General features: G+C 59.0%; 11 protein-coding genes and 1 pseudogene. 8 read left to right on the plus strand and 4 right to left on the minus strand.

Annotation, left to right across the window (positions count from 1 at the left end):
* Positions 1-43 precede the first annotated feature (43 nt).
* The 4 genes and pseudogenes from K6U75_00075 to K6U75_00090 all read right to left on the minus strand — a co-directional run bounded on the left by K6U75_00075 (position 44) and on the right by K6U75_00090 (position 5,496).
* Positions 44-819: pseudogene (locus tag K6U75_00075) on the minus strand (site-specific DNA-methyltransferase).
* Positions 820-936: 117 nt separating this feature from the next.
* Positions 937-1,656, minus strand: a complete 720-nt coding sequence (locus tag K6U75_00080) for a hypothetical protein (GenBank protein ID MCL6473435.1) — start codon at positions 1,654-1,656, stop codon at positions 937-939.
* A gap of 100 nt (positions 1,657-1,756) precedes the next feature.
* Positions 1,757-3,994 (minus strand): hypothetical protein, encoded by a 2,238-nt coding sequence (locus K6U75_00085; GenBank protein ID MCL6473436.1) that lies wholly within the window; start codon positions 3,992-3,994, stop codon positions 1,757-1,759.
* Positions 3,991-5,496, minus strand: a complete 1,506-nt coding sequence (locus K6U75_00090) for a ComEC family competence protein (GenBank protein MCL6473437.1) — start codon at positions 5,494-5,496, stop codon at positions 3,991-3,993. The genes K6U75_00085 and K6U75_00090 overlap by 4 nt, the downstream gene beginning before the upstream one ends.
* Before the next feature lie 209 nt (positions 5,497-5,705).
* On the opposite strand from K6U75_00090, the gene purF reads away from it, so the two are divergent.
* The 8 genes from purF (at position 5,706) to tatC (ending at position 15,529) form a co-directional block, all read left to right on the plus strand.
* Positions 5,706-7,187: an amidophosphoribosyltransferase gene (gene purF / locus K6U75_00095; protein ID MCL6473438.1), complete on the plus strand. Its 1,482-nt coding sequence runs from the start codon at positions 5,706-5,708 to the stop codon at positions 7,185-7,187.
* A 317-nt stretch (positions 7,188-7,504) separates the two neighbouring features.
* Positions 7,505-9,640: a CZB domain-containing protein gene (locus K6U75_00100; GenBank protein MCL6473439.1), complete on the plus strand. Its 2,136-nt coding sequence runs from the start codon at positions 7,505-7,507 to the stop codon at positions 9,638-9,640.
* 255 nt (positions 9,641-9,895) lie between these two features.
* A complete protein-coding gene (locus K6U75_00105; GenBank protein MCL6473440.1) occupies positions 9,896-10,951 on the plus strand; it encodes a hypothetical protein in 1,056 nt (351 codons plus the stop codon).
* A 5-nt stretch (positions 10,952-10,956) separates the two neighbouring features.
* Positions 10,957-11,448 (plus strand): tRNA (adenosine(37)-N6)-threonylcarbamoyltransferase complex ATPase subunit type 1 TsaE, encoded by a 492-nt coding sequence (gene tsaE, locus K6U75_00110; protein MCL6473441.1) that lies wholly within the window; start codon positions 10,957-10,959, stop codon positions 11,446-11,448.
* Positions 11,417-12,100 (plus strand): tRNA (adenosine(37)-N6)-threonylcarbamoyltransferase complex dimerization subunit type 1 TsaB, encoded by a 684-nt coding sequence (gene tsaB, locus K6U75_00115; GenBank protein MCL6473442.1) that lies wholly within the window; start codon positions 11,417-11,419, stop codon positions 12,098-12,100. Before tsaE ends, tsaB begins: the two co-directional genes overlap by 32 nt.
* Before the next feature lie 151 nt (positions 12,101-12,251).
* Positions 12,252-13,853 carry a hypothetical protein gene (locus K6U75_00120; protein ID MCL6473443.1) on the plus strand — a complete coding sequence of 534 codons (1,602 nt, stop codon included), beginning with the start codon at positions 12,252-12,254 and terminating at the stop codon, positions 13,851-13,853.
* Positions 13,854-13,977: 124 nt separating this feature from the next.
* On the plus strand, positions 13,978-14,715 hold the full coding sequence (locus K6U75_00125; protein ID MCL6473444.1) for a Uma2 family endonuclease: 738 nt from the start codon (positions 13,978-13,980) through the stop codon (positions 14,713-14,715).
* A 7-nt stretch (positions 14,716-14,722) separates the two neighbouring features.
* Positions 14,723-15,529 carry a twin-arginine translocase subunit TatC gene (gene tatC / locus K6U75_00130; GenBank protein ID MCL6473445.1) on the plus strand — a complete coding sequence of 269 codons (807 nt, stop codon included), beginning with the start codon at positions 14,723-14,725 and terminating at the stop codon, positions 15,527-15,529.
* Positions 15,530-15,534: the final 5 nt, after the last annotated feature.

The raw sequence follows: 15,534 nt of genomic DNA on the forward strand, positions 1-15,534 counted from the left end.
ACCAACGGTATGGGGGGCAACCTGTTCAGGTTGCTCCCATTTTTCATGATTCGACAGGCAACGCCAATTGAGCCTTCTCTTCCGCGCGGGGCATGAGCCGATACCTCTCCTCGATACACCCCAATTGCAGGCGGCGCAGTATCATCTCATGATATGTCGGGTCGATCTCGGCGGAGACAAAGTTTCTATGCAGCCTTCGGCACACCTCCAGCTCGGAGCCGCTACCTCCAAACAGCACCAACACGATGTCTCCGGGCTGCGTGCAGCTGAGTATCAGCATCTCCGCCAGCTTCTGCGGAATCTGGCAGGCGTGGATTGTTTTCTCCCTGCTGACGTTCTTCACCAGGTCGAAATAGAACCAGCTGTAAGGCATTCTGCCTTTCGAGCCATTGGCGAGGTTCTGTTTGATGCGTTTGTCCGTTGGGTTCTGGTAGGGTTGCGCAACCTGATCCTTATAGAAGCGGTTGCGCTCACTCTTGCGACAGTGCAGGATGCTTCGGTGGGCAGTGGTAAAACGGCGCGTGGGCTGTGTCCCACATTCGTATTGTATATCCAGACGTAATCGTGAACTGCGTAGCAGGCTTCGTCCAGAAACTTCACCCGCAGATAGGCGTTCTGCTTCGGATAGTTCATCAGGAACATGTTGCCGTCGTCTTTCAACACCCGAAGCGACTCTCGTGCCAGTTCGATGTACCATTCAATATACTCCTCGAAGCTGCGCGTATAGGATTTATCCCCGTATTTGATGCCTACATTGTAGTCCGGGTCGCCGTACACCATATCGACACACTGGTCGGGGAGCGACTTGAGCAGGTCCATCACATCGCCCAGGTAAACTTTGTTCAGATATTGTGGTGGAAACTCATGAACCACCCAGCTTCACCTCCTCTGCAGACGGTACTCCGCCTTGCGAATCAGGCGGATGGAATCCAGCCTCTACACATCGTCGAAAGTGTAAAGGTATAATCGAACGCTTGTCGTTGGATAAGCCAGCCCCCGTCTCCTTCGAGACTGTTTCAAAACATAGCAGGCATTTATTTCCTTGACATTCATTTTGAGTTCTTTCGCTTTCTGCACATAGAAGCAAACCGGGTGAAACAGTTGGTAGATCGCGAAGTCTTGCAGGAAGCTGCTTTTGGCTTCCAGCACCGTCACGGTACTCTGATATTCCAAAGTCAGGTCTATTTCCATCTGCTGCTCTACCGCACGAATTCTCGAGTTCCCAACCGTGTACTCAAGGTCTATACGGGTGCGTCCAGGCACATAGATTTTCGGTGATGCTACCACATCCTCGTACAGGAAATCATGCAAGATGTGCTGGTTGAAAACAAGGGACAAAACGCTCGACTCACCAGTATCCAGGTCGTTCAGCAGGCTCTTACGGTATCGCCAAATAGTTACCTCATGCTCCTCAATCTCTTCGAAGATATGGTACCACTTTTCCAGCTCCCGGATAAACTGGTGTTTACCTTTACCTACATGAGCTACACAATAACCTCGCTGCCGAATTGTTTCCGGCAGTACAGAAATAGTATCTACTTTTGTCGCGTCGTATTGATTGCCGAAGCCAACTTTAGATGCCACCCTTTTGACGTCTTCGTTGGTGGAGTTCCACTTCCCCCGCTGTTCGCACTCGCAAAACAGCATCTCCAGCACTTGTTGCTTCTTTGACAGAGTATCCCGTTGTTTCCTCATCGCCACGCTGGTGTCGTGCCAAGTTTTGCTTCATAGCCGAAAAATCATATCATGCCTGATGTCAATATGTCCAGCCTCCTCCAGTCTCCAGCAGCTGCCCAAACTGCCCGACGCCGAAGCGTTGCGCCTCCGGGAACGCCTTAATCCGCAGGCGGAAGACCACCTCGCGGTCGGCGCGGAAGCCCAACGGATTGTCGATATACCCCAAGCTCATCTCCCAGCAGTGCAAATCCCACGTCAACAGCAGTTGTCTGCCTTCAAACCGTTTCACATAACCGTTATAGGTGAGGTACGTCTGCACACGTAAGGGCAATCCGAAAACCTGCGTGTCCACCCACAGGCTGGCGTTCGCCCACTGACGGCGGATGGGGTCATAGACGCTGTTCAGATTCATCGAGAACGCCTGACTGCGTGCGCGGAGGTAGGCGCGCAGGTAGTTCCACTGCCCTTCGTTCAGGTTGAGAGTGGATTGCACGTTCAGAGTCCAGACGGGATTCGGCTGCCATTGTATTCCAAAGTTCAGGGGCTGCCAGGGGCGGCTCCCTCGCTGCCTGGTGAAAAGGTCATACCCCGTATACGCCCGCAGGGAAAAGGCGCGACCGGCGTTCCATTCCAGACCGGCGGAGACGAAATTGGTGGTGCCAGTGTGATCCGTGCGCAACGGGGTGAAACCATAGGGGCGCAGGTAACGATAGTCCATGTACCAACGGCTGTTCTGCCCGTAGCGCACCTGCCAGCTGGCGTTGCCTTGCAGGATGTACTGCGCGGTTCCGTCGCTGGTGAACACCTGCCGAAACAGCCCCGAATAGGTCAGGGAGGTTCTGTCCCCCACGGGCAGAGAGGGACTCCAGCGCGTTTCGAAGAGCAACCGCTGGATGGGCTGCCCTTGCGGCAGCTCGCGGAAGCTGCCCAGTCCCAGCTGCATCTGCAACCCCAAATCTCTGCCGAACAGCCGGCGGTCGGTGGTGGAGATGGTCAGTTCAGGGGTCTTTTCCAGTCCTCCGAAGGTGAACCCGCCTGTCTGTCCGCCGAGTGGCACGATGCGGTTGAAACTGAGGTTCCAGTCGAACTTCCCCGCATCGCCGCTCAGCATCGCCTGGGTGGCCAGTTGCTCCTGTTGAGAGCGCACCTCCTCACCCGATAGCGAACGAAAGCGCGACAGGTCGGTGGAAAGGGTGAGAGAGGCGCGAGTGCCCCAGCGCTGGTTCCAGCGGAGGCTGTTCACCGTCGAGTCCGAAACATAGCCTGCGCTGCTCTGCTGGCTGAGGCGCGACAGGATAGACAGGTTGCCGCCCGACCACGCCCGGCTCAGGCTCAGCTGCCAGCTGGAGGCGCGGGTATCTGAATAGTACAGATAGCTGCCGGAGCGCAGGTCGCCGGTGAGACGCGCGTCAAAGCCGAGCAACTTCTGTTCATGACGCAGCTGCGCCGTGACCGAGCGGGTGCCGCGGCTGCGGTCGTTCAGATAATACAGTGAAAGCAGTCCTGCCGCGCCACCGAGCAGATATTGCTGGTCGAAGCCCAGTCCGACGCCCTTCTTCTGCATCAGGTCGATGCGGGCGGTTCCGGCGTTATCGCCCAGCAGGTAGCCCAGCGCGGTTTTAATGTAATAGCCCTCCTCCACCGATTGCCCTACCTGTGGCAGCGTGCCTCGAGACAGACGGCGGTCTAAGGGAACCACTAAGGTGGGAATGGTAAACAGCCGCCTTCCGAGTGCGCTCAGGCTCACGTCACGCGCCACCAGCCGCTTGTCCACCACCACGTCCACCCGACCGGCGGAGAAGTGATAGTGCGGATGCTCCAGCAGGCAGGTGGTCATCTCTCCTCGTTGCAGGCGCGCGACGTCCTGTTCGCCCTCCAGCTCCTGACCAGAGAGGCGCACTGCCCCCTGCAGCTGATACTTCAAGAACTCGGGCAGCAGGTCTGCGCCCGCGCCCTCCAGCTGCCAGCGCCGCCGGCGGACATTGAGGCGCAACATCTCGCCTCTCGCGTCGACGCCGCCCCCTTCCAGCAGGACGCTCCCTTTGAACAGGTATTCGCCTCTGTCTAGATTGCCCTCTACCCCCTGCGCCTGAATGGTGTATTCGCGCCATCGGGCAAGGATGTCGGTGGCTTGCAGGTTGTTTTGCGCATCCAGAAACAGCGTGCCGAAGCGGTCGATGTCGATGCGCTCGGTCTTGCGAGAAAGGGTTCCCGATGGCTGTACGGCGGGCGTGGGTTCATCCACCTGAGCGAAGGCAGGCATCAGAGCAATGAAGAGATACCAGGCAATGGTGTTGAGAGCCTTCCATCTCTTCACTGCGTGGGCTCCTTTCTCCGTCGTGAGGCGCGTGCGCTCAGGGCGAGTAGCGCGGTGAAAAACAGAATGTAAAACCCGACGATAGCCCCGCGCGATGGGGTGGGGACGGTAAGGCTTGCCCACTCAGGCATGGCAAGCCACCGTACCGCCTTATCCACCATCCACGCGCTCAGCGCAACGGGCGCGGATAGCCACTCAGGTACCCAGGGCAGGCAGGCAATCACCAGCCCCATTGCCGTCAGCACCTGCACGGGCAGCGCGATGATGAGGTTTGCGATGGGCGCAATCAAAGACATTTGACCATAGTATAACGCGGTGAGCGGGGCAGACGCCACTGCGCAGACCACGCTGAACCCCAACGCAGCGAGAAGACCCCCTGCAGGCTTTAGTCTGCCACCCGTTACGCCAAAGGCAACGGCGTTCAAACAGCCTGAAGCGGCAACAATCGCGGCGACAAGGGTGAAGGAGAACTGAAAGCCGGGGTCCAGCAACGCCCCGGTATCGGCGAGTACAATCAGGAATCCCGCCAGTGCCAGCGAGGTGGGCAGGTCTAGCTCACGCTGCAGAGCCACTGCCCCCGCCACCAGTGTGCCCATCACCGCGGCGCGGAAAGAGGGTTCTCCTCCCGCCGCCACACCCACAAACAACCACATGACTGCAATCACGGCGAGCGCAGATACCCGACGGGACAGCCGAAGTAATCTGCACACCGCCCACACCGCCACTGCCAGCATCGAAACATGCGTTCCCGAAGGGGAAAGGATGTGAACTGTGCCCGTGTGGCGGAAACTTTCGCGAATGGCGTTATCCAGCCGTGTGCGGTCGTTCAGCACAATGGCGGCAGCGAGATGCCCTTCGCGCGTAGGCAGGTGATAGCGCAGGTTCTGGATTAATCGCCGGCGCAGGCGCGAGAAGAACACGCGCCAACCGGAGTCGCTCACCTTCACCGCGCGATAGGGGCGAAGGGTGCGCACCACCCCTCGCCGACGCAGGTAGTCCACGAAGGAAGCTCCAGAAGCTCCGAGCGCTTCGGGCAGCCGCATTCTGCCCTCCAGCCGTAATCTCTCACCAGCGTAGGGGGTATCCATCCGCTCTTCGGGCAGCTCTACCCACAGGTAGGTCGGGATATGGAACACCCGTTGACCTGCCTGTATGCTTCGGGCGCGAAAGACGAACCGACTGATGCCGCGTCGTTTGACAGGTTCGCTCACCACCTCGCCGACCACAAGCACCGCCTCACCGTGCGGTAGGGTTTCCCATAAAATACCGGCCTGTGCAGCGTGTCGAATGCCCTGTACACTACCCAGCCACATCGAGCAAAGTATCAGCATTGTCGTTGCGGTTGGCAGGTTCCGTCGTTGCCACAATAGCCAGAGAACGCCACTTGCCAGCAGACAGGCGTTCACAACGGCAATTGGAGAGAACGTGACCCCAGCCGCGGCGCCCAGCAGGTAGCTGCCGCAAAAGGTGGCCAACGGTCTGCCGTTCACCGCTTGAAGCACACCGGCTTGCCTGCCTGTGTTGTATGACGTGAGCACCGGTTTTGTCGTGTATGGTCATGCGTTAGGATTGTGAAACTCCGATTCTTCCGTCGTTTGGTTTGTTCCTGCGCTGTGCTGCGCGCATCACGCAACATCCGCAAGACTTGCTTTCGACCGCCGTTTGTTGATACCATTATGGGTGTCGGAGCCGGGTTTCGGGATGGTGACCAATGGGCGCTGATAAGGGTTTGTTTGACCGTCCGCGCGAAGAATGCGGTGTGTTCGGCATCTACGCGCCGGGGGAAGATGTGGCGCGTATCACCTTCTTCGGATTGTATGCGCTACAGCATCGCGGGCAGGAGAGCGCGGGCATTGCCGTCTCGGATGGCGAGCGCGTGCTGGTGCATAAGGAGATGGGGCTGGTCTCGCAGGTTTTCGACGAGGAGACGCTTGGCTACCTGCGCGGTCACATCGCTATCGGGCACACGCGGTATTCCACTACGGGTTCCAGCGTGTTGCGCAATGCTCAGCCCGTGATGTGCGAATCGCCTATCGGCACGCTGGCGGTGGCGCATAACGGCAACCTGGTGAACGCTTCCCCGCTTCGCCTGCGCCTGCAGGAGGCAGGGGTGCACTTCCACAGCACGAACGACAGCGAAATCATCGCCCGCCTGCTTGCCACGGAGCTGGCAGAGTTTCGCGACCCTGTGGAAGCCATGCGTCGCGTGATGCAACAGATTGCAGGCGCGTACAGTCTGGTCATCCTCACTCCCAATCACCTGATTGCCGCCCGTGACCCCTACGGCGTGCGACCGCTATGTCTGGGGCGCATTAACGGTCATCACGTGATTGCCTCAGAGACCTGCGCTCTGAACGTGGTGGGGGCAGATTTCGTGCGCGAGATTGAGCCGGGCGAGGTGCTGGTCATCGACGAAAACGGCTTGCGCGAGGAGCAGGCGGTGCCTCTACAACGGTACAGCCTGTGTATGTTCGAATTCATCTACTTTGCCCGCCCCGACAGCCACATCTACAACCGTACTCTGCACGAAGTGCGCCGGCGTATGGGGCAGGAGCTCGCGCGCGAACACCCTGCGCCAGGCGCGCAGGTGGTCATCCCCATCCCTGATACCGGCATCCCCGCCGCGCTCGGTTTTGCGCAAGCCAGCGGTATCCCGTATGCCGAAGGGCTGATTAAAAACCGCTACATCCAGCGCACCTTCATCCAGCCCGACCAGCGCATGCGCGAACTGGGGGTGAAAATCAAGCTGAACCCCTTGCGCGAGGTCATCTCCGGGCGCAAACTGGTGATGGTGGACGACAGCATCGTGCGCGGAACCACCACCGGCAAGATTGTGCGGATGCTTTTTGAGGCAGGCGCGAAGGAGGTGCATGTGCGAATCACCTCGCCTCCCATTCGTTATCCGTGTTTCTACGGTATCGACATGGCGACGCGCGAGGAACTGGTTGCCGCCTCGCACAGCGTGGAAGAGATACGCGAAATGATAGGCGCGACCTCGCTGGGATACCTCAGCATCGACGGGATGCTGCGGGCGGTGCGGATGAAGCGTCATCATTTCTGCCTTGCCTGCTTCGACGGCAGGTATCCTATCCCCGTGCCCCGCGATGTGAAACTGAGCAAGAATCTCTGGGAAGGGGAGGAGGAAGCGCCTCAGCCCGCCTTCTGCGGCAGTCCGGAGACAGAGAAGGAATAGATTGGCTATCGAAATCGTCTATCTACACAGCGAACCGTGCCCTGTGCGACGAAAATTGTCCATCCTCTGCTTCCTTCACAATTTCACCCTGCTAAACTTCTCAGAGGATTCCGATAATATCTGGTAGGGGTCATGCAGCTGAGAGGTCGTGAGCGTTACACGTCGCGGGAGGGGTGTGCCTGGTTGCGATTGCTATCGGAACAGCAAACCACCAGCGAACCGAAAACCGTGTCTCGCTGTTCGCAGGCAGGACGTGTGAAGCCCTCTCTTTACCGCGTGACCCGTGAACCTTCATCGCATGGGGGTGAGAAGACAAAATGGAAAACCTGTGCGCTTTCATGCACATCAACGAGGCCAACCTGAACCTGAGGAAGGAGTTTGTGGGCCTGGCGGAAGAGGACGTGCGTATCCTGAGGAAGCTGCAGCCCTGGGCAGAGCGCGTTGCCGGCGCTATAGCCAAAGAGTTCTACGATGCGCAGTTTGCCTTTGCTCCCACCCGCGCGTTCTTCGAGCGTTACGCACAGAAGAAAGGCGTCACACTGGAGGAGCTGCGCCAGAGCCTGGAAAAGACACAATCTCAATACTTCCGCGACATCTTTGACGAAGCGGCAGGCAGTGGTCAATTCGGTATAGACTACTTTGAGAGAAGGCTGCGCATCGGTTATGTGCATGCGGTCATAGACCTTCCTCAGAAGTGGTATGTGGGTAGTTACGTCCTCTACCAGCGTCTGGTGCGCAAGTACCTGCACCGCGACTTTCGCTGGAAACCTGCCTTCCGCGCCCGTGCCGAAGAGGCTATTTTCAAGGTGTTCAACTACGACATGCAGGCGGTGACCGACTCGTACCTGCTGGAGCTGGTGAGGCGCTTGCGTATAGAAATGTCGACCACGCACATCGAGCAGAACGCAGACCGAACCGAGAAAATGGAATGGACCTCGCAGCAAATGTCCATGCTGTTTGACGCACTGGACGCCGTATCACGTGGTGATTTGTCTCACCAGCTGTCCTCTTCGCAACGTCAGGGAGAACAGACCTTGCTGACACAATTTGACACTGCGGTAAGGTCGTTAGCGCAAGTGATAGCCGAGGGGCGCACTATCTCGCGCGAGGTGGTCGACGGCGTGAAGAAGGTGGGCGAATTGATGAACGCGCTGGTTAGCGTGGACGGTAGCAACTTCTCCGGCGACACGGTGGTGGAAATGCTGGAGCAGCTGCAGAGAGCGGTACACGAGGTAGCTAAAGGTGCGGAGTCCACCGCGCTTTCGGCGTCACGCGGAGTGGAAGGCGTCAGCGCGATTGTGGAGGATATCGGTCGTATGGCAGAGCAGTTGAATGACGCGCAACACGCCGCGCAAGAGGTGGGCGTGGTAGCTGTGCAAGGACGCGAGGGACTGTCGCGCTCCAAGCAAGCGATGGAGCGGCTTGAGCAAGATACACGCCAGCTGGCGGAACAGCTGCAGCAGCTGGTACAGATGTCCGCACGCATCGGCGGCATCCTTGGCACCATTGAGGAGATTGCCGGGCAGACCAACCTCTTGGCGTTGAATGCGGCGATAGAGGCGGCCCGTGCAGGAGAGCATGGACGCGGTTTCGCGGTGGTGGCGGATGAGGTACGCCGTTTGGCGGAACAATCCGCGCAAGCCACGCAGGAAATCCGCCAGATTATTCGGGAGGTCACACAGCAGGCAGAGAACGCTGCGCAAGCGATGGACGCCAACCTCGCCGCAGTAACCGACGGCGTCAGACAGTCGCTGGAGGTCGGGCAGGGGCTAAGTGCGATTCTGCAGTCTGTTGAATCGATCGTCCAGCAGGTGGAGCAATCTGCCTCTTCCGTGCAGCGGGTACAGCAGAACGCCCAGCAGATGCTCAGCGAGATCGAGCACATCGCCGCCATTGCGCAGGAGTCGAGCGCCGCTGCAGAAGAGATGCTGGCATCCAGCACCAACGCCATCGAGTCTACCCGACAGGTGGCAACTGAGATTGCTCACGAGATGCAAGCGCTCGGGGGACTGATTGACAAACTGCGCTTCTCGATGGGGCGGTTCATTCTGAATGCAGAGGAAGCCAGGCATCTCGGTGACAAGGTGGAGATTTTCAAAAAAGCGCACCTGAAGTGGGTGGAACGTTTGGAGAACCTCATCTACCGCGGTGTGCGCATCCCGCGCGAGGAGCTGGTATCGCACCGCAACTGCGCGCTGGGACAATGGTATTATTCGGTGGGTGAGACACAGTTCGGCAACCTGCCCGAGTTTCGCGCGATTGAGCCGCCGCACGAGAAGCTGCACCAGACCGCGCGACAGATTGTGGACTGCATCGACCGCAACGACCGAGCGCAGGCAGAGCGGTTGCTGGAGCAGGTACGCGGCATCAGCAAAGAGATAGTGGCAGGACTGGACCGCCTGCGCGAAGCCGCTGAAAGGCAGGAGACGACCTCGTTGCCCCGCGCGGCGTAACCACCGAACGTACGGAGAGCATGGAGAGAACCCATCTCTATGCTCTCCGCTTCCTCTGTGGTAAAGACCCTTCCATCAACATCCAGCAGGAAAATCTCGCAGCTGTAGCGAAATACTCACTGGTTCGGGACGTTCCACAGACCAAGCGAGGACGCAAGTTGCAGATGCTTTCATGGCGCTCCGTCTTGAGATGGACACAAGCGGAGGTTCTACTGCGGAGGTCCTGACATACGTGCTACCTAGGAGGAGCATCTCATGCGAGCGTTTCTTTGGCTGTTCATCATCGGGGTCGCGGCAGCGGTAAGCTTGCGCGGGGCGCAACCGCCCACGTCGTCGCCGCGCATATTGCATGACCCGCGTGAAACGCATCTGGCAAATGTACAGCAGTTGACCGACGGCGGCGAGAACGCCGAGGCGTACTTCTCGTTTGACGGAAAGAAAATCATCTTCCAGTCCACCCGACCGCCTTTCAAAGCAGACCAGATGTTCACGATGAATCCGGACGGCTCGGACGTGCGGCTGGTCTCGTCGGGCAAAGGACGGTGCACCTGCGGTTTCTTCTCGCCGGACGGCAAAAAAATACTGTATAGTAGTACCGACTGGTGGTCAGATGAACCACCCCCGCCGCCCGACCGTTCCAAAGGATACGTATGGGGGCTTTATCCGTACCGCATCTACATTGCAAACGCCGACGGCTCCAACCGCAAAGCGATTACCGACGGTGAGGGCTACAACGCCGAAGCCTCCTTCTCGCCGGATGGCAAGAGGGTGCTGTTTACCTCCGACAGGGACGGTGACCTAGACCTCTACGAAATGGACCTGCGAACCGGCAAGGTCAAGCGACTGACGAACGAGCTGGGTTACGATGGTGGACCGTTCTACTCGTGGGATGGCAAATACATCGTCTGGCGGGCAAGCCGCCCGCGCACCCCTGAAGAGATAGCGGACTACAAGGCATTGCTGAAGGAGCGTGCCATTCGCCCCATGAATCTGGAAGTCTGGGTGATGCGCTCGGACGGCACGGGTAAGAGGCAGGTAACGCGACTCGGAGGGGCGAACTGGGCTCCGTTCATGCATCCCGACAACAAGCGCATCATCTTCTCGTCCAACCACGAGGACCCGCGTGGACGCGAGTTTGACCTGTATATCATCAACGTGGATGGAACGGGCTTGAAACGCATCACCTATACGCCCGAGTTTGACGGCTTCCCCATGTTCTCGCGGGATGGGAAGAAGCTCATCTGGGCTTCGAACCGAAACAGCAAGAGACCAGGAGAGACCAACATCTTCGTGGCGGACTGGCGTGATTGAGTGCGATGTCGTTCAGTTTGTCGACCCATAGTGCGGAAGAGACGCGGCGGCTGGGCGAAGCGCTGGCGCAAGTGCTGCAACCGGGCGATGTCATCTGGCTGAGGGGGGATCTGGGCGCGGGCAAAACCACGCTGGCGCAGGGCATTGCCTCGGGGCTGGGCGTGCGCGAGCCCGTCCTCAGCCCTACCTTCACGCTCATCCGCGAGCATCGGGGGCGTTTGCCTTTCTTCCACGCGGATGCCTATCGGCTGGAAGGGGCGGAGCAGGCGGCGGACCTTGGGTTGCAGGAATACTTCGCACGGGGTGGGGTTTTCGCGATTGAGTGGGGCGAACACATCGCAGACGCTCTCCCTGAAGAGCGGCTGGAAATATTGCTGGAGGGAGGCGCGGATGAGCATCGGCGAATCACCATCCGCGCATACGGCGAACGCTACGAGCAACGCGTACAGCAGCTGGAGGAGGCTATTGCGACTGCTGGCTTTAGAGACAACGGGTGACATCTGTAGCATCGCTGCGGTGCAAGACGGTGAGGTAGCGGCAGCTTTTGCCTTCGCGCACAGGATGCAGCTCTCCACCCGTCTGATGCCGCTCATCGACCACCTGTTACACACCGCAGGATGGCAAATCGGAGAGGTGGACGCCTTTGCCACAGGTTTGGGACCAGGCTCGTTTACCGGCACGCGCGTGGGCGTGATGACCGCCAAGACCTTCGCGCAGGTCTACGCCAGGCCAATAGTTGGGGTATGCAGTCTGGACATCCTTGCGGCGGAATATACATTCATCCCGCACCACCTGATATGTGCGGTCATCCCCGCACGTCGCGGAGAGGTGTACGCTGCCATCTATGAAGGCGGTTCACCGATACCGCAACCGGTGGTAGAGCGGGCAGTGTATACTGCCGAAACGTTGCACAGTGCGCTCCTGCCCTATATCGCCAACGACGTAATTGTTACAGGGGAAGTGCCTGCTGAGTTTGTGCACGCGCTGGCAGATTACCCGGTGTGTCTTGCGCCTATCAAGCATCCTCGCGCGGAGACACTGGGACAGCTGGGCACGAAGTTGCTGGAGCGTGGACATCGCGACAATCCATTAACCCTTGTGCCCATGTACCTGAAGCCACCTGCTATTACCATGCCGAAAACGGCGTAGCAGGAACATCCACCTGCCTGCGCGAAAGATAAAAAAACAGACGCTGTAACCTTTCAGGGGTGTTCGGCGTCCAAAAGAAGAGTGCAGAGGTCGCTATCCCTGTGCAGCGATGATGTATTCTTTGTGAGAGAACAACCGGGAGGGAACGCAAATGCCCAACTATTCCGCATGGAGAGCCGCACTGGCGACGGTGATTGCGCTACTCGGCGTGACGGCGCTTGCACTGGCTCAGGGGACGCCTTTCAACATCCTGCGTCCGGCGGATGGCGCGATCGTTCGTGAGAAGGTGCGTATCGAAGTGCCGCGTGCCAGCATTCCACAGGGTGGTTTTGTCGGCATTTACATTGACGGCAGATTCCACACATCGCTGGCGCCCCGACAGGACGATAAGGAACCTCGCCTGCGCTACATCTGGGACACCAAGATGCCCATACTGGACCCCTCGACCCAGAAAACAGAGCCGATTCAGGATGGCGAGCACACCATCACGGTGGTGCTATATGATCCCGAAGGCAAGGCAATAGACCGCGCCGAGGTTCGCGTGCAGGTAGCAAACCGCGAAGGGATTAGTCTGCCAGCGATAGGCGCTCGTCTGCAGTATCGCTTCCGGCTGGGTGAAAACGTCAACTACAAACAGCACGACGAAGTGATTCTGCTGGCAGGGCAGACAGGCGCAGAGATTACCGGTGGAGTTACCGGTGAGCAGGTAGCCTATGAAGCCGATACCTTCTTCAACCTGTTCGCCTACGACGTTCGGGGCAACACCTTTATCATCCGCCAGCGGGCGAACAAGCAACAGGTTCTGGCGTACAATCAGCCAGTGTACACACTGGGCGAGGAGATGTTCCGCGCGGTGTTGCAGTTTGTGACTCCGCTGGGCAACGTCGTCTACCAGAACGTGGACACCACCAACGACCCCTACGTCTTCCGCGTGATGGTTCTGCCCGTTCTGCCCGAACTGCGCGTCAAGCCGGGCGATACGTGGACATCATTTGCCCATATCCTGCTGCCCGACATGCCAGTGGAGCGGGCACGCAAGGTGCTGGCGCAGAACAAACTGGAAGGCGTGGAGTGGGAAGGTGGCTATCCCACCGTGAGGATACGCCAGACGTACGAGGGCACACTGTCCGGCACACTGGAGTTCAGCAACTACGTGCTGCAGAATCCGAAAGTGAAGCTGGACAGGACGCTGTGGTTCGCCTTTAACGCGGGGCGGCTGGTGCGCACTGAGACCACCGTGGAGATTGAGGGACAGGTACCCACCGGTGTGCAGCCGGGGCGCCTCGCCGGATTGGGCGGGATGCCAGGCGCACCGATGATGGGCGGTACGATACCCGGCTATGGTGGGCCGATAATGGGTGGCCCACGCGCGGCTGGCGGCGCGCCGATGATGGGCGGACCCATGCCTGGCTACGGTGCGCCGATGGGCGGCTTTGTCGGTGGCATGGATGATGACCGCTCGGGAATGGCTGGACGTAGACGTGGCGCACCAGGAGTTCCCGGCGTACCGGGAATGCCTCCGGGAGCCGCCGCGGGTGGACGACGTGGCGGCACGGCCTACGGTGCGCCGCCTGGCATCCCTGGTGTTCCCGGTGTGCCGATGATGGGCCCCGCCCCTGGCACCGGGGGACGGATGGCGCGAGGTGGCTTACCCGGACTGCCGGGTGTGCCGCGTGCTGGTGGCCTGCAGGCTCGGGAGCAGGCGCCGTTGAAGCTGAAAGTGGTGCAGTCGGTGCAGCTGCTTCAGCAGTAAGGGGGAGCTTTCCCTTCCGTTGACGGGCGGAGCCAGATAGAGACACTCCGCCCGTTTCTGTTATAATGAGAGAAACCTCCTGCAAGCGGGCGCACAAACTGGTATAATACCAACGGTGATGGAAATGGCGGTACAACAGGTAGCGACAAAAAAGATTGTCTATCCGGAAAGCGATGGCAAGCCGATGGCGGATAATACCAGGCAGCTGGAAAGCATCGTGTACCTGTACGACAACCTGAGCGCACTGTTTGCGGACAGAGAAGATGTGTTCGTGGCGGCAGACCTGTTCTGGTATCCGGTGGAAGGGCATCCCGAAATCCGCACCGCTCCCGACGTGATGGTGGCGTTCGGGCGTCCGAAAGGACACCGCCCATCCTACAAGCAGTGGGAGGAGGACGGTCTCGCGCCGCAGGTGGTGTTCGAGGTGCTCTCGCCAAGCAACCGCCCCTCCGACCTGATAGAGAAGTTCCTGTTCTACCAGCAGTATGGGGTGGAAGAGTACTACCTGTATGACCCGGACAGAGGGATACTGGACGGCTGGATACGCAAGGAAGGCGCGCTCCACCCGATACCGAACCCGGACGGCTGGACCAGCCCGCGCCTCGGCGTGTGTTTCACGCTGGAGGAGGGACAGCTGGTCGCCTATCGTCCAGACGGGGAGCGGTTTTTAACCTATACAGAGCTGCGCCGCCGTGTTGAAGAAGAGCGTCATCGGGCAACGCAGGCACAACAGGAGGCGGAGCAGGCGCGCATTCAAGCAGAACAGTTGCAGCAGGAGGCGGATCAGGCGCGTCGGCGTGCAGAACGGCTGGCGCAACGTCTGCGCGAACTGGGTATCGACCCGGAAGAGGTCGCTGGATGAGGTGAGTATGAACAGCAGTGCAACCGCTGAAGTAGAGCAGCCCGAACTTGAGGAGAAGGAGATAGAAGACCGTCCCGCCGACTTGACCGAGCATCTGGAAGAGCTGCGCACGCGCATCGTCCGGTCGTTGTTTGCTATCTTCGTCGGTTGGGTGGCAGGCTATATTCTGTTTCCTGCCGTCTATCATCTGGTTTCTCTGCCTCTGGAAGAGCCTTTACGCAAAGTTCAGGGAAGGACGGTGTTCCTGCACTTCGCAGACCCCTTCTTTTTGCGTTTGAAACTCTCGTTTGTGGTAGGGCTCATTTTCGCCGCACCCTACGTCACCTACCAGATATGGGCGTTCGTTGCGCCCGGTTTGACCCGCAGCGAGCGTCGTGTCGTGAAGATGTTCATCCCGTTCTCTGGTCTCCTGTTCGTGATGGGTGTGGTGCTGGGCTATTTGTTCTTGCCGGCGGCTATCCGCTGGTTTCTGTCCTACCTCGCCGATTACGGCAACGCTACCCTCCTTCAAAACCCCCTCAGCTACGTGCTGCTGGCAGTAAAGATTTTGCTCGCGTTCGGGCTTTCCTTCCAGCTGCCTATCGTGCTGATTGTTCTGGCGAAGCTGGGACTGGTTACTTCCACGCGCCTGCTGGCTTATTGGCGTCATGCCATCGTCATCATCTTCGCTCTGGCGGCTATTGTGACGCCAACCAACGACCCTCTGTCGCTGATGGTGATGGCACTGCCAATGGTATTCCTGTATTTTCTCACCATCAGCGTGGTGAAGCGCATGGAGAGAAACCAGGCGAAGCAGAACAAAGCGGACGGGTAGCCGCC

Source organism: Bacillota bacterium (genome assembly GCA_023511455.1).
GTDB lineage: Bacteria > Armatimonadota > HRBIN16 > HRBIN16 > HRBIN16 > HRBIN16.

Coding starts and splice junctions, on each gene's coding strand:
- tsaE (MCL6473441.1), top strand. CDS start 10,957: ATGTCGTTCAGTTTGTCGACCCATAGTGCGGAAGAGACGCGGCGGCTG.
- purF (MCL6473438.1), top strand. CDS start 5,706: ATGGGCGCTGATAAGGGTTTGTTTGACCGTCCGCGCGAAGAATGCGGT.
- tatC (MCL6473445.1), top strand. CDS start 14,723: ATGAACAGCAGTGCAACCGCTGAAGTAGAGCAGCCCGAACTTGAGGAG.
- K6U75_00120 (MCL6473443.1), top strand. CDS start 12,252: ATGCCCAACTATTCCGCATGGAGAGCCGCACTGGCGACGGTGATTGCG.
- K6U75_00125 (MCL6473444.1), top strand. CDS start 13,978: ATGGCGGTACAACAGGTAGCGACAAAAAAGATTGTCTATCCGGAAAGC.
- K6U75_00100 (MCL6473439.1), top strand. CDS start 7,505: ATGGAAAACCTGTGCGCTTTCATGCACATCAACGAGGCCAACCTGAAC.
- K6U75_00105 (MCL6473440.1), top strand. CDS start 9,896: ATGCGAGCGTTTCTTTGGCTGTTCATCATCGGGGTCGCGGCAGCGGTA.